The 23,942-nt window shown below is 43.5% G+C and carries 11 protein-coding genes; 1 reads left to right on the forward strand and 10 read right to left on the reverse strand.

Annotated features, from left to right (window positions below; translation table 11 throughout):
• Positions 1-45: 45 nt before the first annotated feature.
• The 7 genes from FAY33_RS06360 to FAY33_RS06390 form a co-directional block, all read right to left on the reverse strand.
• On the reverse strand, positions 46-13,332 hold the full coding sequence (locus FAY33_RS06360; RefSeq protein WP_185967514.1) for a SpaA isopeptide-forming pilin-related protein: 13,287 nt from the start codon (positions 13,330-13,332) through the stop codon (positions 46-48).
• Positions 13,333-13,432: 100 nt separating this feature from the next.
• The gene (locus FAY33_RS06365) at positions 13,433-14,269 is read right to left on the reverse strand and encodes a hypothetical protein (protein WP_143319948.1); all 837 of its coding nucleotides are present in this window, start codon (positions 14,267-14,269) and stop codon (positions 13,433-13,435) included.
• Between the two features lie 108 nt (positions 14,270-14,377).
• Complete coding sequence (locus FAY33_RS06370) at positions 14,378-14,560, reverse strand: hypothetical protein (RefSeq protein WP_143319950.1); 183 nt, start codon at positions 14,558-14,560, stop codon at positions 14,378-14,380.
• 15 nt (positions 14,561-14,575) lie between these two features.
• A complete protein-coding gene (locus FAY33_RS06375; protein WP_143319952.1) occupies positions 14,576-14,896 on the reverse strand; it encodes a hypothetical protein in 321 nt (106 codons plus the stop codon).
• A 1-nt stretch (position 14,897) separates the two neighbouring features.
• The gene (locus FAY33_RS06380; RefSeq protein WP_143319953.1) at positions 14,898-15,101 is read right to left on the reverse strand and encodes a hypothetical protein; all 204 of its coding nucleotides are present in this window, start codon (positions 15,099-15,101) and stop codon (positions 14,898-14,900) included.
• A gap of 23 nt (positions 15,102-15,124) precedes the next feature.
• A complete protein-coding gene (locus tag FAY33_RS06385; RefSeq protein WP_143319955.1) occupies positions 15,125-15,613 on the reverse strand; it encodes a hypothetical protein in 489 nt (162 codons plus the stop codon).
• Between the two features lie 72 nt (positions 15,614-15,685).
• Positions 15,686-16,045 carry a hypothetical protein gene (locus FAY33_RS06390; RefSeq protein WP_143319956.1) on the reverse strand — a complete coding sequence of 120 codons (360 nt, stop codon included), beginning with the start codon at positions 16,043-16,045 and terminating at the stop codon, positions 15,686-15,688.
• A gap of 159 nt (positions 16,046-16,204) precedes the next feature.
• Here FAY33_RS06390 and FAY33_RS06395 point away from each other — a divergent pair, with 159 nt between their 5' ends.
• The gene (locus FAY33_RS06395; RefSeq protein ID WP_143319958.1) at positions 16,205-16,411 is read left to right on the forward strand and encodes a helix-turn-helix domain-containing protein; all 207 of its coding nucleotides are present in this window, start codon (positions 16,205-16,207) and stop codon (positions 16,409-16,411) included.
• Between the two features lie 90 nt (positions 16,412-16,501).
• Here FAY33_RS06395 and FAY33_RS06400 read toward each other — a convergent pair whose 3' ends face one another.
• The 3 genes from FAY33_RS06400 to FAY33_RS06410 are packed head-to-tail and all read right to left on the reverse strand — an operon-like array spanning position 16,502 to position 23,409.
• Positions 16,502-20,206, reverse strand: a complete 3,705-nt coding sequence (locus FAY33_RS06400) for a hypothetical protein (protein WP_143319960.1) — start codon at positions 20,204-20,206, stop codon at positions 16,502-16,504.
• A 56-nt stretch (positions 20,207-20,262) separates the two neighbouring features.
• The gene (locus tag FAY33_RS06405; protein ID WP_143319962.1) at positions 20,263-22,443 is read right to left on the reverse strand and encodes a DUF6273 domain-containing protein; all 2,181 of its coding nucleotides are present in this window, start codon (positions 22,441-22,443) and stop codon (positions 20,263-20,265) included.
• Between the two features lie 6 nt (positions 22,444-22,449).
• On the reverse strand, positions 22,450-23,409 hold the full coding sequence (locus FAY33_RS06410) for a hypothetical protein (RefSeq protein ID WP_143319963.1): 960 nt from the start codon (positions 23,407-23,409) through the stop codon (positions 22,450-22,452).
• Positions 23,410-23,942: the final 533 nt, after the last annotated feature.

Here is a 23,942-nt window from a genome sequence, read left to right on the forward strand (position 1 = left end):
TTATTATGGTTGAAGTTACCTGAAAACCAATAAAACATATGGAGATTATGGCTCTTTCGATTTAATTCTGCGACTTTTTCTTACCAAAAGAAGGAAGCCAGAAGTACAGATAAGGAATCCCAGAAGTAAAAGTTCAATTGGCGCATTATCTCCAGTCTTCTCCCCTCTTATTTTACCAGATTTCCCATAAACTAATTCTAACCTTGGGGACTTCAACGGTTTTTTCTGATACATGGCAGTGATTTTTCCAACCTTGGGAAAATCATCTGAATCCTGGGGCGGAAATTCTGGTACTGGTTCAGGATCATTACTTCTTTTATGATTCCTTTTTATATCTATCATAAAAACATCTATTTTCCCTGTTTTTGATGGTATTATAAATTCCACATCTTCTGCTGAAAAATATCCTTCCGGTGCTTTTACTTCATGAAGAATATAGCTTTTTCCAGCTTCCAAAACTCCTTCTATGGCAATGGAGGTTCCATTTGTTTCAAAATCTTCCACCAGCAAGCTGCCTTTTTGATCAATAATTCTTAGAATGGCCCCTGTTACACCATTTCCGTCTGAACCCACCTTATTTATGGTTATGATAGTTGGTTCATTTTCCATTTCTATAATATCAACATTTCCATTGGTACTTACAACAAACGGTACGTCTTCTGCATAGGAATAACCTTTTGCCGGCTGTACTTCATGAAGCCAGTAATGTTCTCCTGCTATCAACTGTCCCCGGATCTCTTCCGCCTGCGTGGTGGTAGTAAAGATCAGATCTTTTCCTTCCTTAAAATTCTTTGTATTTCTTATGGCTTTTGCAGGAGTTTTATCTTCCCGTAATATCTGAAGGATATTGCCTGGAAGCTGTTTCTTTGCCTCTGACGGGGTTGCCCCCTCCAGTTCCACACCGGATTTCTTTATGAGCACAGAAGTTTTCTGATCTCTCATGTTTAAAATAATAAGCCGTGGTTCCTTTGGAACCGTAAATTCGATTCGTTCCGCAAACGCATATCCGGCCGGAGGTTCCTCTTCCACCAGCTCATAGGTCTTTCCTGCGATGAGGACTCCTTTGATCCGGTAAGGTTTTCCGGCTGGGGAAAAGGTTTCTATCTCAGTGCCCGTTTCCTTTTCCCGAATGGTAAAGCTTCCCCCGGTTAAGTACTTCCCGGTATCTGCATCCACCTTTTCTATACAGACTTCTGTCTGCTGATCTTCCATGACAATGGTTTCCGGAATGCCGCTTTCATCCACTGTAAAAACAAGGTCGGGCGCATAGCCATATCCATCAGGGGAAAGCTTCTCCTGGAATCGGTAACTGTGTCCCGGTATCATAAGCTTTGATGGGACCAGAACCAGTCTTCCATCTTCTACAGTAAATTCATATAAAATATCTCCGGTTTCTTCGTCAATCAGGCAGTAATACCCACCGGAAAGTGTCTCATTGGTTTCTTTGTCTACCTTAACAAAGGTCACATTCACCGGTTTATCTTCCATATCCACATGATCCATCATTCCTGCTTCGTTGATGATGAAACGGTATACTCCCGTTTCCACCTGGCTCTGGTCACTGTAAATGGTGGTCTCTGTCAGCCTGTAACTTCCTCCGGCTGTTAACACCTCCCGAATGGTGTTATCGTTCCGGTTGTTTATAAATACAGCACTCTGCAACGCTTTCTGTATCTCTCCGGTTTTCACGGCTTCATTTCCCTCATAGCTGTCTGCCGGTTCCTGGCTGATTTCATATCTGGTTCCGTATGGAAGACCTTTGAAGGTAATGAATCCATCTCCGGAAAGAGAAATGGTTCCCTCTCCTTTGATCCGCCCCTCTACAGAACCGCTGTATGCCTGGTACCCGGTTAAGGCAGCTCCCGTTTGATCCATCAGTTTTACATGGTAAATAAATGACTCGTTTTGTCCTTCCCCATGTCCTGTACTTCCGGTTACTCCAGTGCCAGTCCGTTTATTGATGATGGTAACTGATCCATCCGGCACAATGGGATTGGCAAGAACGTTCCGCTTGGAGACGTCATTTACCTGTGTTTCAAACCATGCCTTTGCCTGGGTTCCGGTGTCTCCGTTTACCACTGCCACAACTTCTACGGTTCCGCTTTCCTTGGCTTTTACATCAACCAGGTTCCAGGTAATGATTCCGTTTTGTTCTGTTCCATACGTTGTTGCTCTCATGTAGTCCAATCCATCGGTAAGAACTGCCTTGACCCGGATATCCGCCGGGTAACTGTAGGGATTGGTGTAGGAAATGGAATACTTCATGACACTTCCCTGCTTGACTGCCTGGTATTCCTCTCCCACGCTGCTTGTTACTTTGGCTATGGATACTTCCTTTACAACCGGATTCTTTATGGTGTAATCGTGATTTTCTTCCTGCACTGCCCAGCTTGCCAGGACATTTCCTTTCCTGTCAGTGAGCTGCTGTCTGGTTCCCAGATAGGTACGGGAAGAAAGCTGGTAGGCTCCTGATTCATCAAAATACAACCTTCTGGTTTCCTTATGGGTTTTCTCCGTTCTTCCATCGGAATACCTGGTATACTCGCCAATCTCATACAAATGCCCTTCGATAATCCCATCTTTGGCAGTTACTCTTTGATTGTCTCCCGTCCCAACCCGTTCTGGAAGTTCCCGTCCAGTTTCCAGATCCTTTAAAACCGTATAGACCTTTACTGGAACCCTCCCTGTTATGGTAAGGGCTTCAATGGTTCCCTGATCACTCGCCAGCTTCAAGACTGCAAAATCATTGGATACGTTCTGAATTCCGGTTCCTGCTTTATTTACTGTAAAAATGACTGGTTTTGATAAAGCATATCCGGCTGGTGCCTTTATTTCCTCCATGATGTAGACCTGGCTTGCTTTTAGTTTTTTCTTTAGAATAAAGCCGTCTTCCCCTGAAAGGGTGGTTGCTATAGCGCCTCCATTCTTTTGATATTCCCCATCAACCACTGCCGCTTCATAAACGGCGATTTCAGCCCCTTTTACCGCCATACCAGTATTAAAGTCCGTCTTCCGGAAATGGATCTCTGTAGGGTCATTTAGAACTTCATAAACATATTTCACTTCTGCCCCACTCTCAGCCCCATCAAACTGAAACTTTTTCATTTTTCCGGTAATCTGATAAAAATCAGGAGGAGAAATTTCTTTCACGGTGTAGGTATAAGCTTTTATTATGCCATCTGTCTGAACCTCTCCCACTGGAAGACCTTTTAAAACAGCACTCCCTTTCGTGCCGGTTGTCATGTACCAGATATTTCCCGTATCTGTGTTGGTTACTTTAAACCGGGCATTTTCTAATCCCTCATCAGTATCAGAAGCTTTTTTATGCAATTCCAATGCTCCAGCGGTAGGGATATTGGTAAAACGGTAAACCGGTACTTTTTCAGCCCCTACTTCAATCTTTACCGGATCTGCTTTCTGCATGTAAGGCGGCGGCGTCAGTTCGGCAAGGTAATACGTTCCATAGGCGGTCTTGCTGATCCGGTGAGGCTTGATATCACCTGCCTGAAAGCCCGGCAGGATTCTGCCCTCAAACTGATCCTCTCTGGTGTAGCGTCCGTCTGATCCGGAGATCCATGTTTCTACCAGATGGCTGTCATCGGCAGCAAAGTCTCCGCTTTCGTCCGCCCGGTATAAGGCTAACTCTGCACCCTCTGCCCCATACTGGTTTGTTCCATCCGTAACCACTTTTAAGACATTGATGTACTTTTCTTCATTCTCATAACCGATTCTCTGGATCGCTCCAGTCTCTGTAAGAACAATGGCTTTCGGAGCTGATGTTTCAAACCCTTCCGGTACATTCTCTTCCACCAGAACGTAGTTTCCTACCTTTTTCCTGTCCTTTTCACCATGAAATGGCAGATAATCCATCCGGTGCATTCCCTCTAAGGTATCATAGGTTTTTATCCCATTCTCCTCTTGGTAATGAAACTGGTATTCATAATTCAAAGGCAGCCTGCCCTTTTGGTCCAGAGAACCGTTTGTTACATTCCGGTAAATGGTAATCCGTATGGTTGTTCCAGAATCCGTAAGCCAGGACTGGACAATGCCCTCTCCTTTTCCAGAAACCGTTGATTCGGTTCGTTCTGCTCTTCGTTCTCCATCTTTGGTGTACCAGGTAAGAGCGGTAAGCTCCTGCCCTTCTCTTTCATAAGCGGCTTCAAAATCGGTGATAAAACTGGACTGATTCTCTGCAAGCCCAAAGAAATCTTTGATCCGGTCTCCAAGCTTCCTGCTTCGTTCCGTAAGACTGGTATATTCCTCTAAATCATCTGTGGTCCATGTATGGACTTTCCTTGTCTCATCGTATAAAGGAATTCCTCCTTCCGTCAAAATCGTTCCGTTCTCATCCGTCTTTGCTTCATAAAGGGATAAAACGGCTGCATGATCGTTCGGAAGCGGCACCATGTTTCCCTTGCTGTTTTTGTAGTATTTATAAACCTCCAGCTTGGTGTGGTCATTCTTTAAGTTGATGGTCTGCACATCTCCGGTTGGTTTGATGGTAAGCTCCATGGAATTGCGGACATAGCCGCCTGGGGCTTCCAGTTCCTCCAGGATATAGTCTCCAGCCGGGATTCCCTCAAAGTACTTGGCTTTTCCATCGGTAATCCAGTCAGCTACAATCCGCACCGGTGCATTATCTGCGGTGCTTTCTACGGTCCACTCAGCCGGTTTGTTTTCTGCCTTGACCAGGTAATAGCCTTTGGGATAGGTTTCACTATCCGTGGAGGAAACCCGTTTTGCTCGATAAAGGACCAGATGCGCACCGGATACCTGCTTGTAACGGTAGGCTCCTTTTGGTTCTGTAACCGTAAGTCCTTCCTGGTGTCCAGATCCCTGGTTAAAATCACTGTTAATATCCAGTCGGTACTGATCAGGGGCATCGGTTTTTACAATCTCCACCTTGATCTTTTCATCTTCCATACCAGACTTCTGGACTTCTGCCGTCTCAGTAACGGTAAGCCCTTCCGGCAAGCCCTTTGCATACCCGGCTGGTGCTTTGACTTCCTCCATGATATAAGTTCCTGGAATCACCCGTTTCAGCATATCTGCCTGTCCTGCCGTTCTGTCCTCTCTCCATGGATCATTGGGATACGTTTCCCCACTAATCCAGGTGTTTTCCATGATCCAGGACTCGCCCTGGCGGTGATAAAGTTTCTTATCATCGGTTTCGTCCTCTTCCTCCCCGATATCCTCTTTCTCACTTTTTTCATTGATCCGGTAGGAAGCATCATTGTATGCGTCTAAAAGATCCTGATATTGATACCGTACATAATCTCCGTCAATGTCATAGACCGGAGCCCCTTTCTGATAGGTTTCATTGGATTTCTGATAATACTCCGGTAAGCCATGGTCATTTAAGACCGGATTCATGCTTTTAACCAGGCTGTTTCCATCATAGGTTCCTGTGATGTATTCCTGATCGGTATCCTCGTTGATGGAAGCAATCCGCCAGGTTTTGATTTTCTCCCTGGCAATCGCTGCTCCCTGTTTGGTCCGGGACAGCTTTACGGACCAGACCAGAAGCGTTTCTTCATCATTTCCCATGGTATAAGCCATTCCGGTTTTCGGGTCCACATAGGCATCCCGGTTTCCTTCTCCGTCCAGATGATACAGGACCGTATTGGAGGGAAGGGAAAAGACTTTATCCAGGGAGGAATAGGTTACTTGTGTTAAATCTCCTCCGGCAAGCTCAAACACTGGCTGACCGGATTTCAACACATAAATGGAGTCCCGGTTTTTTACCTGCACCTTCCTTCCGTCCCGGTCATAACCATAAAGCTTCCCATCGGCTCCCTTTTCAGTTGCCTTTAAATTTCCAAGGGAGTAAAACAAAAGATCCGTATCCTCCCGGTCTATTGTTTCATAAGTCCAGGTGCCTTCCCCAGGTTTTCCGGAAAGGCTTCCCTCCGGGTCTTCCGTTCGGATAAACGCTACAGTATTTCCGGCATACCCTTTTAATACCTGGATGGACTGGACATTGTTATTCCGGTCCCTGGTCACCTTCACTCCATCGTAGCCGTAATCTCCGCTGTCTCCGCTTCTTCGAATCTCTATGGCATCATAAAGTGCCATGGTTGCCCCGGCAACGTAGCGGTTCTGGTCCTTTGCCGTATCCAGAGGTCTGGTTATGAACCCGTAGCCTGCAAATACCCCATCCAGGTAAACCAGTTCTACCTCTTCTCCGGCATCCTTTCGGGACTGGAGCCATTCCATGGTTCCCTTATACCAGGCATAACCAAGATAGTTCCCATTTTTATAGGCGAACTCCAGATTTTCGGTTCCGTACTTCTTCTTTAATTCCAGTTCCGTTCCTTCCACTCTGGTGTTGGTCTGATAGGTAACGGTTTTGGCGGAATCCTTGATTTTGGACACTTCCAGCCGGACCGGAGTGTTTGCTACATAGATTCTTGCGGTATCTTCCTTTCCAGCCCCATCCGTTCCAGTATCCTCATAGATGGCTGCAGCGACCCGGTCATCCCGGTTTCCGTTCCGGTAATAAGTGGTCTGATCAGAATAGATCTCAATGGCAACCGGCTTCGTTCTTACATAGCCGGCTGGAGGTTTGATTTCAACCAGGACATAGGTTCCTGCTCCAAGGGGCTGAGGGGTCACCAGATATCCAGTGTTCTGATCCTGATCGGAGGTTTTTGTTACATTCTCCTCCTTTGCCTGGCTTCCATCTCTGGTTGTAGTAAAGGCTTCAAACTGCCCGGTTTTTCTTCCTTCCAGATCCGTCAGAATGATCTGTTCCTGTTCCTTGCAGATCAGGGTTCCTGCCGGGACCGTTCCTTTCCATTGATCTCCGGACTGGCTGATCTCCCTGGCTCCCATGGCTTCTAAAAATTCTTTGGAAACTTTGATGGTTGTATCTGTTTCATAAAACTTCACCAGCCCATCCGTATCTTCTCCCTCTTCTCTGGAAGCAGCATAGAGGGCAAACAAGGCTCCGTCATGTAAAATGTTCTCTCCGGTTTCGGAATCCAGCTTTTCGATTCTCAGCTTTGTTTGATAAAACCGGTTCTGAAACTTGGTATACCCAAACCCTTTATAGGAACTTTCCCCGGTTTCAAGAGGACGCACATCCGTCACTTCCGTTCCTGCATTGTCCGAAGCTTTTACGGTCCAGGGCACCAGCATGGAGGCATACTTCCCGTCATATGCCGTCTGTTCTCCCTGCATCATGGTTACGTTGTCCTGATAGCGAATGCCTGGCTCCTTTTTTTGTGTACCGGCGAACGGATAAGGCACATCGTCTGCTCGTCCTTTTCGTTCGGATACCGAACTGTACCGGTAATACGTTGAAACAGCTTCCCGTCCGCTTAATCCCTGTGACAGGTAATAGGGAACCTCACCCGTTTGTCTGTTGTCCTGCTCATTGTAATAATTCTTGCCAGGTTTCCATGGACTCTGACTCAGGGCAAAATAGTTCTCTTCTCCAGCTCCCTGTGTCCCGTTTTTGATGTGAGCCAGGTCCATTCCATACTTATAAACCTCAAAATCGCCCTGGGCATTTCTGCCTCTGATTACATTTACGTGTTCCTCCTGGAAGCGGATCTTATATCTGCGCTCCATTTCAGGCAATGTCATTGCAGCATTATAGTTGTAATAATCATTCATCACCTCCGGAGAAGCCTGGGAGCTTTCATAGTCTGCATAGACAGACGGAAGCGTTACTTCCCTTGGCTGATCAATCTGATAATGCTTGTTTTTCAAATCTCCCAGGCTTGCTTTTCCTGGTTGCTGCTCTGCCACGATATACGTTCCGTAAGGAAGATACTGTGAGGTGGCAAAGTAATACCCGTCACTGTTTCCTTCGGTGCTGCCATATAACGTGTTGGCAGAAAGAGTGGTCCGGTCCTGATCGGACCCACCGTCCTTCGCACTGTCCCATTCAATGGAATAAATCCGGTCAAGATCATAGGCAAAGAACGGCTTTAAATAGTTTTCCGCCTTCTTTATTGCTTCTGACAGTGCCTTATCATAAATCTCATCGGAATACGTCTGGTTTCCTGCCGCTCCTTCCATCTCCCCGCCTGGATTATTCTTCACCAGCTTGGCTACTTCCTCATCCAGGTACCAGGTAATGGCAAACTGGCGAACCTGGTCCGAACGCTGGGCATTCTCTGTTGCTGTCTCTGACGTATTGATTTCGTTTCTGATCTCTGGTAAAAACTGCTTTATCGCAGCAAAGGGTTTGAAAGAAGTGTTTTTCTTCTCTGTCCCCTCCCACTGATCCTCGTTTGCCACAGATAAAGCATCAAAGAACTTTTCATAGTTATAAACCGAAACCGTCCTTTTTCCCTCATCCGTTGAAACTGGAATGGTTTCTAACACCGAAGTATAACCGCTGTTTGGACTGTCATTGATCAAACCATCCGTATGTCCATACAGAGTATCGTTGCGGATAACCGCATCGTTGGAATCTTTGTAGATGGGATCGGTTCTGTGCTCCGCCTTTGTGTAGATCTTATTTACCAATGCCGGAAACTTCTCCTTTTGCTCCAGTGCTTGAATCTCATTTCCCAGGCGGTCCTGCCATACCACCGCTCCATCGTTATCCCGGTACAAATGCTCCAGATTGGACTTTAAATACACCTTGAAGCGGAAGTTGTCCATCTTGGCGGCGGCTTTCTCTCTTCCAAAATGTCCGCCGAATGTTCTTGTAAACCAGTCCTCATGGATTTCTGCATAGGCATTTCCATCTCCATAAGAGTCTTTCTCAATGGTTTTTGTTACCTTTATCTTCTGCCCGATGCTCCGCTCCTCTACCAAAGCCGGTGTCTCTGCCGTATTGCCATCCTCTGCCAGATCCTGATACCCATGAGGCAGGAGACGCAGGTTTTTAAGAAACGTTTTCTGCGTGTCAAAGTCTGCAGAAGTAAATGCCCCGGCTCCGGCTCCGGAAACACGAATCACATATTCCCCATTGGAAATGCTGCTTCCTGCCGTATAGCCCCACACGTTGTTGGAACCGATCCGTTTTATATCTTCCGTTGTAACTGTGGTCTTCCCGTTTTTCAGGGCAATGGTAAAGTTTCCTGTTTTCACCCCAGTCAGATCCACATCTTTAGAACCAACATGAATGGTGTACTGTTTGGCTGCCTTGTCATAGTAGTAATAAGTACTGCCCTCCCGGTCTGCCACTTCCTCCATAGCATTTACCCTGGGAATCTTTGAAGAGCTTACATTTTCTTCATGAACTGTGACCTCTTTGTAAGTTGGCTGCCATACTTTTCTGGTTACCGGAGCATGACCTGCATATTCCCCATCTTTCAAATACCAGTAATCATAAAGGATTTCCCCGGCTTTATAGGAAAGATACCGTTCGCTGTCTGAGGGATACATGGTTTTATCCGTTGGGATTCCCTCCTCATTGACTTCAAAGTCTGGTGTCACCTGAATGATATGTCTGCCCGTATCCGATACTTCGGCGGCATTCAGTTCCTTTCCCGTATATTTTCTTATAACATATCTTCCATAGGTCGGATTCAGCCTGGTTAAGTAAGCGGCAATGATATCTCCACCATCATTGGTCTGATACAGCAGTGTCTTTCCTGGATTCATACCTACAACAACCGTTGCAAACACGGTTCCATTGCGGTACTCGATGCGCTGAAGCCCTCCATAGGTATATACTTTTTCATTCATGTAGTAATGCAGGATTGCTTCAATCACAGACTGATTGGTGGTAACGTTTTCAATCTCAAGAACTACTTCCGGTTTCCCATAGACCGTTTTTCCATTTACGGTCCGTTTCTCATCATACACTGGTTCCTCTACTGTGGAATAATCCCCCTCTTTCGGAGTTTCCATATGCAGTGCTTCTCGCATCATCTGCTCCAGCTCTGATTTTAGGTACCGGAGATTGCTGTCAGAAGCGGTGAAGGAACTGGAGAACCTGGCAGGATCAGCAGCCACTGCCGTTCCTTCCTCCGGAAGTTTGTCCGCCTCCGAACCAACGACTTCATAAGGAACCTTTATGGTGGCAGAAACCCCTGGCTTTTCAATCATGTTTCCATTGATGTCACGCTTATATATGGCATCGGATTCTGCCATCTGGTAAAGAGGTGCTTCCTTGGCATCGACCCAGGTTCCGCCATCTGCCTGTTGAATCACAACCGGCTTCAATGTCACATCATTCAGATAAATGTCTGCTCCTTCCGGTACACCGTCAAGAACAACGTTATAGCCCTTTGTGGCATCTTTTGATTTTGTTTCAAGTAAAAGAAGATTTTCCTTATTCCCATAAGCGGCATTTCCCTCCGGGAATGTAACCGCATGGGATAGCTGCCTGGTAATCCAGACAGATCCTACGGGGCTTGTCTTTGCATCTGCCGTCTCTCCATAGGAGTTTCTGGTGTTTTCCTCTGCATTGGTAAGTTCCATATCTTTCCCGGTAATGGAAAGCTCGTATCCCTCGGATCTGGAAAGTTCCTTGATGTAATAGTTTCCAAGAAGCAACGGTCTTCCAATCCAGCAGTCTCCGTTCATCAACTGGTTGTTTTGATAAATGCGCCCTTTCTCTTCCTGGGGCTGTGCCTTTTCATATCCGTCTTTGATGTATAAATTTTTTGGATAACTCTTTCCGGTATATTCAATGGCTCCGGTGCTGTAATTGTAAATACTATGGGGGCGTTCCGTTATGGTTAAAAAGGAGCCATCCCCGTTTTTATCTGTAGAAGCAACGGCAACCAGATCATTGGCATCAAATACCACACCGATCCCGGAGATTTCATTGCCATTCTCATCTCTTTGTGTATCCGGTCCATAAATGGGATCTGCCGCAAACAAGCCGTATACGGCACCTTCTAAGGTCCCATCTCCCTGTGTATCACCATAAGAATCATAATTCTTTGATTCTCCTGCTTTTAACTGCATATCCCTTTTATTGAAATGCACCTGACCGGGTATCCGGTGATCGTATACCTGGAAGGTATGGGCGGTCCGGTCTGCCGGTCCGGTTTCCACCTCCGGCTGGCTGTCCTGTTCTCCTCCGGCATAATCCTGATCAGACTTCATAGAAGAAAGCATTGTGGTTGTAACCGCCTCTTCGTTCCGATCCTCTGCAAGGAGACGGATACTTTTTAATTTCATCTTCCTCTTTGCCTTTTTTGCTGATATCGCTTCGGAATCCGTAGCGGTGAACCGGTCTTTCCTTAACAGGCTGCTCTCAAACCAGTGCTTTGCCTGGGAAGGAGTGGCTTCCTCATCCTCTTCTTCCTCTTCCAGGTCCCCTGGGAACTCTTCTTCCAGATCACCCGGAAACACCTCCTCCAGATCCATGTCCACAAACTCCTGGTCATCCTTTGCCGTAAACTTGACTGTAATTTCCTTTTCTTCTGCAAAAGCAGTGGAAAGTCCTACAAATTTAAGGAGTTGGTTGACTACCTTTTTCCCAAAGGGAAGATCATAGGTTTCCTTTAAAATCAAAGTTCCGCTTTCTTCCTGATCCTCCAAACCATTGGAAGCACTTGCAACCTCTTTTCCGTTGCCGGAGCGGACTGTCTTACGGTCGCTGATCAGAGTAGTGTCTTCTCCTTCAAAGTCTGATAAAGATTCTATGGACACTCCATTGAAACGGTTTCTTTCCGGTTTTTCTTTTGTCCTGTTACGGGCATATCCGCTGACTTTGATATCCCGGTTACTGGAACTGGTCCACTGCTTGGATCTTTCAGCTTCCGAAGCTGGTGTTGTAATGATTTCAACCGGAACATCATCTGGATGTCCTGGATCATGAAGAATGTAGCCGTCCCTTGACTTTGTCTCCCGGAAGGTGTAATCATACTCAAGATGAATAAAGGTTTCGTATGCAGCATCTCTTGCTTCCTTACAGCCAGACGCTTCAAAGGCTTCCTCCTCGGACGGTTCTTCCTCGCTGTCACATAACCAGTGATGGAAGGTTCCTCCGCTGGCAGCCGCACGTTCTTCACAGGCGTCCACGGATTCCTGCCACTCCTCCATTAACCGCTCGTATTCTTCCTGTGCTTCATCGTCTTCCTCGCTGCCTTCGTCTCCCTCTTCTCCATCTCCGCCTTCCGGCTCCTCCGGTTCCGGGGGAAGGGGATGCCCGTTGCAGTAGGCATGTCCGAAATCATAATAACGGGTATCCTGATAAGTAATCCGTCCCTTCTGATCCGTCACCAGATCATCATCAAACACCAGGAAGTCCTCCCAGCTTGTGGGATCTTCCCTCATGTTGTCTTCAATGATTCCACCATCGGACTCATCGTCACTTAACTGGCTTTTATCGAACCGCTCTAACACCTGCCAGGTGGAACCCTGTAAGGGATTGCCTGTTTCATAGTCCTTTTTTTCCAGCTCCACCTTATAGTTGGATTCAAAGGTTTCGTTATGCTCATAAATCTTTAAGGAAGCATCACTGTCTCCGGTGGTAGGAGAACTTGCGTTGTACTTTGTGGTGAGGAAGAATTCACAATCAATCTGCTTCACATTTCCTTTCGCCCGGTATAGCTGCTGAGACCCTGGCACGCTGCACTGGAAATACTCCAGGCTTCCGGTTACCTCCAACACTTTAAACACCGTAGGATCATAGCTGATCTTCATCACCGCTTCGGTTGGTTTCTGTCCAGCCGGCGCATTGGGAAAGCTCCAGGAAAGATTCTGACCTTCCGTGTTAATGACCATTCCTGGGGTTACCGGTGTGATTTTGCAATACCTCAAAAAAGTTTCCCAATCTTTCAGTCCCGTTAACTCATAAAGCTTTTTTGTATCAATCTGTCCCGGACCGCTCCGAAGCTCATTGATGTACATGGCTTTTCCTTCTTTGTTGAACTTGCTGATCAGATCCAGGATTTCTTTGGGGCTTTTACAGCCTTCCGGTACGTTGTCTAAGGACATGAAGCCATCGTTAGCCATGTTTTCAATCCAGGCAGAACCACCGTTGCTTTTCCCTTTGGTCCAGGCAACTTCTCTTGCCTCATCTTTGGTACATGCTCCTAATCGATCCATTGTTATGTCATTATCATAACTTCTGAAAGCACCAATATAAGCCCAAAACATTCGTTTCTGTTCAATGGTTCCATTGTTGTAATCAATGTCTGCATTCACTTTATAATAATCATAATTGCTACGGGCAGAAGCCCCCTGATTCATGCACAAAAACCATTTATTTTCATCATCACCAGGAGCCTTTCCCTGTAAATAAGGATGCCCTGCCTGTCCAGAACTAACAAACTTTAACCCAAACCCCCAGGAATCAAATATGCCAGGTGGTAAGTAAGTAAATATAGGAGTCAGCAATAATACCAATGCAAGCAATCCAGCAATTTTCTGATTTAGTTTTGTACCTTTCTTCCAGTATGTAATCATTTATTCTCCTTATTTCTCTATTTCCATTATTTTTAAACACAAAAAAGCTACCGATTATAATTAACCGATAGCTTTCTTTCTAATGAATATAATATTTAATTTAGTTGAATTTTATAAAAGGTGCACGCTCTCCGTAAATGTACCCATAAGAGATGTTGGGGAACTTTCCTTCCACACTCTCCGGTATCTGATAACCAGTGGCTTTACAATATTTTCCTAATGGTGTTAAATAAGCCTCACCTGCCAGATAATATGCTGGAGTATATACCTGCGCAACGTTAAAATAATCGTCCTTCGTGGTAGGTTCATAAGCTAACCATACACCATCCACTAAAAAGGCAGGATAAGTATGACTTACAGAACCTAACTCTTCTACAGGCAATCCAACACATGCTCCAAGTAACCTTGCCGACCAAGCATATCCATTACAACTAGCCTTTCCTTCTACAAGGCAACTATAAGGATACTGAGTACCTTCCTGATCTACATAATCTGCTTTTGTAATTCTCTTTGCAATCTGCACTGCCTTTTCATAGTCCGAAGCATTCCGCCAGTCAAAGCTGTTCAAAAAGTTTCTCAACTCTGCAGTCAAACGATTAAGCCTTTCTTGTTCCGGACTTAATCCAGTGGTTTGATAACCTGTTAACTCGGCTATAGCAGCGAGTTCTATTCCACCAAAATAACTAAGAGACAGAGGATCTTGATTTTGGACTACTAGGTTAAATGCGTACTCCCTGTGATTATTCGCCTCATAAATAAAATTATCAGGATCACTCTTCCAAGCTGTTGTACCAGTCACCGGACTATTTATAAACCATGGCTCCATATAACCCTTTAGGGGATATTGTGGATCATATGCTGTATCTGCAAACGACGTTATCGTTGTTCCTATCATAATCATTACTGACATTGCTGCCATAACTACGTTCTTTTTCATACTTTACCCTCCTGTATTATCTTATGATGATAACATATATTAATACACTTATCAAGATATTACCAAATGTACTAATATCTGTTATCATCTATCTATTATAACAAATTCTCACTTGCTGAATTTGTGTAGTTTTCTTACTTTATTTGCTGGAGCATCTATGTAGTCTCCTGTATTTAAAAGTATTCCGATTAAATTATCACTTGATCCAATAATGACCCCATATTGGATCATATCTCCGTTAAATACCATCACTGGCACATCCTTATTTACTTCCCGTTCTGTTAATTTCATTTTTTCTCCTTTGTATCATAAACGTCTGTATTTACGGTATCTATCACCACACTTCTTTTCCATATAACCTATCTTCGTATGATCCAGTTCCTCTGAAAACACAATCTTATAAGGAGCATTTCCCGAAAATACAATGGAGTAACATTTATCATCTACATAAATATACTCCCGGCTTCCCTGCCCCACAATCAGACGATACCCTTTCGCTGCATCTGGAAAGTATTCCAGTATAGCTTCTCTTTTCATGTGTGAATACTTTTTTTCCATCTTTAAAACATAGAAAATAACTACCACAATAAGGACAGAAGCAATACTTCCTCCCACGTTTATTGTCATTCTAATCCTCACCTTCCATAATACCATGTATTCCATCTGTCCCTTTGCATAGTTGGGACCATCTATGTTCATACATCAGTTCCTTTTCAAGCACAATCAGTGCCTGAAGATAACAGGTCTGTTCAAAGTCATTCAAATCATTACATTCTGCATTAAACCGTTCTGTAAAATAATCAAGAGCTTCTTCCGTTCCTATGCCCTCCATAAATTCCTATCCTTCCTTTATTATCATTCCGTCCATGGTTCCAATATGAGGAAATTATCCACATCTACGGTTACTCTTTCTACCTCTCTGCTCTGCTTATAGGAATACCCATCTAACCGGAAGCACTCCACTATCTTGTTCGGATCGTCCTTTAACGTGTACTCCAAGCTAAAACAGCACAAATACCGGATAGCCAGGGCTTCCTGTATTTGAGGTACTATTTTTAATAGTTCCACTCGTGTAACATATCTTTTATCTGGCGGTAAAGGTTTCCTTTTAAAAAAGCGGTCCTTTAAAAGTAATACAATCATGCCTATTATAAATGCCGGAATCAAATATTTCATAACACCATTCACCTCTGGTAAAAAAGCTTCCGGGAGACGAATCAATGCAAAAAGCATTACTCCATAACATAATAATCCGCCCAATACTCCATAGAGGTAAATCCTTCTTTTCTTTCTATATGTTCTTATATTACTTTGTAATAACTCTTCTGCTTCTTCTAAACTCATTTTTGTCCTTATATGAATCATCTGATATAATTCCTTTCCCTTCATCTTGGAGAAGACCGTATCCCTACGGTCTTACCTCCTGATTTTTCCCTGTTTCACAAGGCTGCTAAATATCTTCCTGGCTTTTTTTCTACATTCTGTCTTTGTCCGCTCACTCGCCAGCAGACAACCTCCATACACCGCTTTCCAACCGTATGTATATTCTCCCATAAACATATTGGTAGTTTGACGATAATCAATTTCACAATCATCAAACTTCAACTTTCTCTCATAAGGAGCTATGGCTGCTTCTTTGATCAGGTCCTTATGTCTCACAATGGTATAGCACCCGTTGTGATTCCCCTCTCGAATAACAACTTCTGCTGATTCCTCGTTATAGTCCATCTTTATAACTTCTACTTCCAAAACCTTGTTGTCTATTTTAGCTTTCATGTACCGTTCTTTACCTTTCGTTAGCATTTGTTATCTATCATTAATATTATATTAGCATTAATTAAATGTTTTGTCTATACTTTTATTATCTTTCGCTAACATTTTTTAATTGACGTTTACGATATATTCGTCTATACTAATAAAAAAGGAGGTCACACAATGGGAATGAAGTATTACAAGTTATTTGATCAACTTAACCGCAGAGGGATTAAAAAGACCGATCTATTGAGTATAATTTCCAGTCCAACACTTGCCAAACTTTCTGACGGTAAAACCATAACAACAGATACGCTTTGTAAAATCTGTGCCTATCTTGATTTGCAGCCAGGTGAAATCATGGAATATATTGATGAAAGAGATTCTTGAATGGAATCTCTTTTTTATAAGGTCATTTTTTCTATCGGTTAACTATATTCGATTTTCAATGTGCTGTATCCATTGATCCGGACAAGAGGATTACTGCATTGTAGTAACTACTTTTCCATCTTTAATCCACTGACCACTCTCATTTACTTGATATTTTCCATCTATTACAATTTTTTTAATCAATTTTCCCCTTGTTCCATCAGAGACAGGATTAAAATAATACCAGGCATTTTCAACAACCTGCCATCCTGTAAGCATCTGCCCCTGGGTTCCATCGGACATTGCTTTTAGGTAATAACTGTTTCCATCGACATCTGTATACCAGCCTGTTACCATAAATCCATCGGCATCAAACCGGAACCAGGAAGCCTTCTCCTGTGCTGCCGTTGCGTAAGGATTGCTGATATAAGCCCACTCATTGGCAAACGTACGGTTGGAAGCAAAGATCCATTTTCCATTTGCTGTCTGTGTCCAGGTTCCTGTTACGGCTCCTGCCGGTGCCGCTGGTCCCTGGGTATTTCCAGCCTTTGTCACTCCTACAGAACGGCTTCCTCCTCCGCCTCCGGAAGATCCGCCTCCGGAACTTCTCCGGCTGTGTTCCGTTGCATTTGCCTGAAAGGTTAATGTCACCAGGCATTCAGCCGCTTTTCCTCCATCTCTGGCAGTGGCAGTAATCTTCACAACCTTTTCCGATTTATACGGAGCTTTTTTCATGGCTTCCTTGATCCATGCCCCACCATCTACGGGAAGAATCCTTCCCTGGGAATCAACGGATAAGGCATCCGGGTCCGAGGAAGTCCACAAAACGGTCTGATCGTATGGTCTGTGTTCCATGGAATTCGTAAGAGTGGGAAAAACCACCGCTGAAAGTTTCTTTTCTTCAAATCCTTTCTTTTCGGTTATCCGGGAATCAATATCTCCTGCCATCTGGTAAATCAACAAATAGGATACTTCCCTTTGGTTCAAAGAAATCCCCTCCGGTACTACTCTTGTCTGGTCATCCGTTACAAAGTGGATCGTTACCTGGCAGGAAGCAGAAGCCTGGTTTCCAAGCCGGTCTCTTCCGTTTACGGTAACCACCGTTTCCCGGCTTCCACTGCCCGATACGCTGGCATAGGGATCATTGCTTCGGATTCCATCATCGGTTGCCATGATATTTCTGATCCATGCCGAATCGCTTACCGCCAAAATAGAAGCTTCCCGGTATGCTCCCTGATCCTGCACCACCCGGATCACAGCATCGTCCGAACTTGTCCAGTTTACTTCTTCTCTGGAAAAGAAATCCGGGGTAAACGTTGCAGTTAATGATTGGGGAGCGGTTACCGTGATCCGTTCCTCTGGTGCCCTCCGGTCTCCGGTCAGAGTTCTCTTTACGGTATAGGTAAGAGCCTGTTTATCAAGGACTGCCCCTTCCGTTGCTACAAGTGTCTGATCCAGGATCTGGAACGTAACATTGATCCGGCTGTTGGCGGTACAGGGCTTTCCTTCAAAAGAAGTGGACGGTCTGGTCTGTGCCGTCAGCACTGCTATCCCACCGCTTTGATGTCCTGCCCCGTAAATGGTTTGAGGAATCTTATTCTGGTAACTTCCCTCCGCCTGTTTCCGTTCCGCTTCTTCTATAATCGACTGAAAAAATGTAGCTCCGAGATTGACGGAAAGACTGGCAGACTTTTCTGTATAACCGTCCGCTTCCTCATCGCCATTCTGCTCCAGAGTAATCAGCTCCGGATCATCAATGCTCCATTTTATCCGGTTATCTGCCACATCGTTGTTGGCATCAATCACTGCCTGGATATGGACTGGCTGCACCTGGGTTCCTCTGTCCAGAACTCCGTTGATATACCGGGCAATCAGCTTTCCTTCCTTATTCTTGATTTCCGTTGTCTTTACTGGATTCTTGCGGTTTCCTGTTCTGGTTTGTGTCACTGCAAAGGTATAACTTTCTGGATTTACCTTTAAGTCCACTGCTACCTTTTTATAAGTTGCAGATACGGAGATATTCTCCTCTGGCATCGTAAATCCATAGGCATGGCTGCTTTCAGAATAAGCGGTACTGCTCTTTTTGCCCTTTTCATTCATATAGAAAGGAGAACCTTCCATCTGGTACTTTTCTGTATCCGTATTTTGGGCTGCTGTTGTTACAATCACAGATGTGTCCGGTGCAATGGCTCCCCGGTGTTCCTTATCAATGGGCTTGGAGTATTGGGAACTTCCCCTTACTTCCAGGGACGCTACATCATAAAAGTTCTGACCATTTGCTATGGTATCAATCTGATTGACATTAATCAGATACCCTCTTACGGGCTTTCCCATAGAATCCGGTGCAAAATGGTCCAGGGTATCATCTCCTGATTCTTCATCCAGTATGGTTAGAATCCCGTTTTCCAGTTCTTCATAAAAATACTGACTGGATACCGATTTCTTTACTCCTCCCTGGACCAAGGTATAATAATTATCCCCGGTATGCCAGTAACCAACATGGGCATCATAGGTATAATCATTATCATCATCAATTTCTGATCCACACACACTGGCACTGATTTTACTCTCTGTATCTGCAAACAGGTAAGCCACATCTTCTATGTAATTAAAGTTGTTTGTAACACCTGCTCTGGTACCTAGAAAGGTTCCTTCCCTTGCCAAAGAGCCAAGATTGGAATTTCCAATGGTTCCGGCAAAACGTGCTACCTTTAGCTTTCCTGCACCATATTCTCCTGTAATACCGCCAATGGCAGTGGAATGATTCCCTCCAATGGTTCCGCTTACATAGGTGTTGAAAATGTTGGACGCATTCTGGTATCCAACGATTCCTCCCACATATCCGGTTCCTTGAATTCTTCCAGTGCTGTTGTTGCCAGTAAATACCGTACAGTCCATGATGGTTGAGGAAGAGGCAACACCTGCAATTCCGCCCGCATAGATGGTTTCTGTTCCATCTTTGGCATCAATTGCCACTTTATCACACGTTGCATTCTCAATAATACTTTCACTGATCTCCCCGGCAATTCCACCAGTAATTCCAGTGGAACTGATTGCTGCATTTTTTACAGTAACATTGCGTATCCGGCTATTTTGTGCATACCCCACAACAATGCCCGTTCGTTCATTTCCCTTTACGAAACTGCCTTTCTCCGGAAGAATTGTTAAATTTTCAATGGAAGAATCTGCTATCGCACCAAACAAACCAACATTGTTAGTATTTGGAAAAGAATCTAACTTAAAGTTTTTAATCCTTTTCCCATTTCCATCAAAATGACCCATAAACGGATATGGAACCTCTCCATTAACTTCTGATGAATCTCTGTAAAATCCGATGGGAATCCAACTCACTCCCTGCAGGTCAATATCATTTCCCAGTGCAAAATAACAGCCAGAATAATCACCTGCATACTTGACGCCTTCTGCTTCCGGCACCAGCATTCCCATGGCTGTCAGTTCAGACACCCCCATAAGCTGTTCCCGATTCTTGATCAAATATGGTCTTTTCTCTGTTCCATCGCCTTGTTTCCCATTTAAAAATTCAAAACTGGTTTTCCCTGTCCAGTCATCCCATATATCCCCAAGAGAGCTGATTGCAGTTATTTTATTCCCCTTGATTAATGCAGGAGAAGGCAACTCAATGAAATGCAAAGGTGGTTTTTGTGTCTGAGAAGGGGTGCTAACCGGAACCTTTTCTTCTCCTTCAATTAATCCGCTCGTATTCGCATGTACCATTCCTATGGGAAAAATCATTAATACCATTGCAACACACCCTATATATCTTACCCCTCTTATAAAACATTTTCTTTCTGCCATCTTACCATCACTCCTTTTCGTTTTATGTAACATATAAATAAGCAGAAACCTTTCGTTTACTCCCCTTGCAATAAAGCCATAACCGGACGAATCCCTATACTGGAGTCTGTTATTTTTACCGGACAAATGTTGCCCTCTGCAAGGTTTATCACATAAATACCTGGTCCATTGGTCTGAGGAGTCCGTAAATAGTACCCTTTTGAATAAGCAGATATCTGAGACTGGGGATTGTTTTCCTCGCTCCCATTAAATTTCCACAAGTACTTTCTATATCTAATAACTTCATCCACAGAGAGAATAAATACCCGATCCTGTAATTGTTGAAACCCATTTACTTGCCTTTGTAATTGTTCCACTGAAAATTGCTCGTATGTTCTCAGATCTGTTGCCCCCAAATAGGACTCTGCTGTTCCAATAAAAGTTTCAAAAATATGATCATCCTCTGAATTTTCAAGAAGCCAGTTTCGTATTAGGGAATACTTATAATTATTGCTGCTTCCGAAATGCCATCTCCCTGTTTTCCCTAAAACGTCAGATCTGATTACCTGGTCACAAAGAAACAGGGCAAGTCTCTGCTCATTTCCCATGGCATCTTCGTAGTCATCATCAATGCAACGAAACAGATAATCCTTACCACCAATTTTTCTAACCTGCACATCCCCAATGCTGTAATGAACCCTGTCAGGTTCCTGATCTGCTGGCTCCTGACATATATCACAGATACCAGTTCCATCCCTGTCTATATGCCCTGCCGCAGTTATCTGAGCGGACTCTTTTTTTCCACATTTCCTGCACTGGATTGTCAGGTATCCATTACCGGTACACGTAGCTGCCTTTCTATCAATAATCTGGTAATCATGGCTGCATTTATTTTCTTCAAATGTTTTTACAAATCCCACCCTCAACACCGTGTAGGCAACATCCAATATTTTAAATTCATCCACAATCAGGCTTGAGATATTGATTACATTTGAAAATCTTTGACCAACCAATGATGCGTCCGGCACATACCCTGCACCAATTAAATACACCTCCTTTCTTTCTGTTCCATCTGCCCTGGATATCAGATTAAAAAGTCTTTCATTTCCTTCCTCCCGATTATTTGTTATAACCCCCTGGCTGCCTGGTTCTTCTCCTGTAATAGACCGGTCGGATTCTTTCACAACATCCAGCCATTTATTCAGCCGCTCCTTTCCTTCTGCATCCAAGTCTGATATCTCCGGGACATATTCTCCTTTTTGAAACTCAATATAGTATTTCTGAACTCCAGTGCCATTTACAACAACACTCCATGGACTTGATGTGAGAGCGTGATAATAATACTGATCTTTTCCCATAACGATTTCTGGAAAATCAACAGATAAACTTCTTCCCTCTTTTGTCCTTCCTTCTTGAGCCTTTAAAATTTCCTTATGTGGATTTCCCTTTTCTACAAATTTTATATTCCACTTAACTGTTCTCGCCTCTGAAGGAGTTGCTGATAATTTCTTCCTATAATAAATGGTCAATGCAGCCAGATCTCCCGTCAGTTTCAAATTATCATTCTGTCCATTGCAAATACTGTAACCGGCTATATCAGGAAATTTTAGTTTTATAGTTTCACCTGTTTTTCCAGTTCCATTTATAATTTGAAGAATCGTCCTGTCATCAATATCCATATACTGCAAGACATAATGACACTGCTTATAAGGAACCGCCTCCTCCCTCTTTTTATCTGTGACATTATCCCGGGACTTTCTAACCTTAGAATTTTTATCAACAGTACCTCTCTTTCCTTTGCCTGAAGAAGAACTTTTCTTTTTTCTGCTGGAAACCACTTTTTCTTTCACTGTCTCTATTCCCTTTCCCGGAATCTCAATAACTTTCCCTCCCTGAATCCATGCACCAGAAACATCCACCCAGTATCCATCTGGAGTAATTGTATTTGCATACATTGATCCCTGTGGATATTCTTTCTCTGCTTTTGGAGACAGATAATAACACCGCCCATGAATCCATTGCCAGCCGGTTATCATCCTTCCTATAGGCCCATTAGGTTCCGGGGTTAAAAAGTACCACCTCTCATCAATCAACCGCCAGCCCACAGCAGCATTTCCTCCATTCTCATAGAAATACCACTCTTCTCCCACCTGCTGCCAGCCATCTCTTTCCTGCCTTTGCTCCATGCTTGCTTCTGCGGTTATTGAATACCATAAAATTGCAATAATGACCAAAACAAAATTTCCATATCTCTTCATATGATCCTATTCCCTCTTCTTTCTGCGAAATTTCAACCATTTTATTAGATAAATCACAAAACCAAACACAACGACAACAACCAGAAGCGATAAGGTTACCACCACAGTCTTACTAAATATCAGCCATTTTCCTTTCTCTCGCTCACTTTCTTCCCCCAGACGGAACATCTCTCTATCTTGCTCCTGTACCTCTTTCCATCCATCTGTAGCAGAATCAAACCCCTCGTAGAACGATACACACAAATACCCTTGCTTTTTGGGAAAGACTGCATTTCCTCCATAAGTAACACGATAATCCCCAACTTTTTTTCTTCCTGTAACCACAGCCTTTCTACAAATCACACCACGCTTGTCCATATAAGGTGGTCCATTCCACACAGCATCAGTAATCTCATAACGATCTGGTGTAACCCCGATTTCTTTCAGAAGTTCCGTTTCACAGCCTTCAAACTCGGGTTTTTCATGATTAGATGAAATCACTTTATCACCTAACTGGTAATAATCTGCATCATAAGAATGGAACATTGCTAAAAATGAAAAATCGGAGGTCCACTGTTCCTTATTCAACTGGACCGTCAAAATCGGATAATCCGCTTCTATATTTTGACCTGTTCTCTCATCCTTTGTGGTAATAGAAAGCCGCTTAGGAATCTGTTCCAGCCCTTCCACCTTCTCATACAAAACCGTTTCTTTTACATGTTCTATCCGTTTCTGAATCGGATAAGGTTCAAAATTCCATCTCTTTAGCCTGAATTGATTTCCATATTGGTCTACATAACTTGTCTCGGGTAAATACGTCTCCTTCTCATCTTCTGAAATCTCGGTCTTTATTACAATTTCTCTGGGATGTGTCTCTTTTTTTATCTCACTGTTCTCCAATGCCCAAGCACAGCTCTCCCACATTCCTCCTTTAAAAACAGTAAAAATAACGACAAATAAAATCATTGTCCTTTTTCCTGTAAACAATCAATTTCCTCCTGTAACATTTTTTAATTTTATAAAATGGGTAAAATAACGAAAGGTCTGAACAACCTGATAAAATAGAATTAGAATTAAAGAATCATTTAAATCAGAAATATAAATCACAACCAAAACTTAAATATATGAACTTAACACTTAATAAATGTACCATTAAAAAACAACTCTTAACTAAAATAAAAACGAACTGCAAAAAATCATATTGAGATAATAATCAAAAGACAAAATAAAATGATGAAACAGAATTTGTATAAATAAAAAGAAAAAAGACTGATACAAAGATATGTATAGAGTATAAACCAAAACTCAAAAATAATCAATCACCTTTTTTAAACTATACCTCCATTTGCAAATTATTAAATTTGCATAAATTTACATAGTATCCCCTTACTTTTTCGTTACAATTTATAAATGATTAGTATTCTGAACATTTCCTGCATATAATCATATTAGCAGATAATATCTGCAAGGCAATCGTGTATGGGGCAGTTGACTTCTATTCTACATAGAATGGAGGGGTT

The organism is Clostridium sp. HBUAS56010 (assembly GCF_007115105.1).
Classification (GTDB): Bacteria; Bacillota; Clostridia; order Lachnospirales; family Lachnospiraceae; genus Lacrimispora.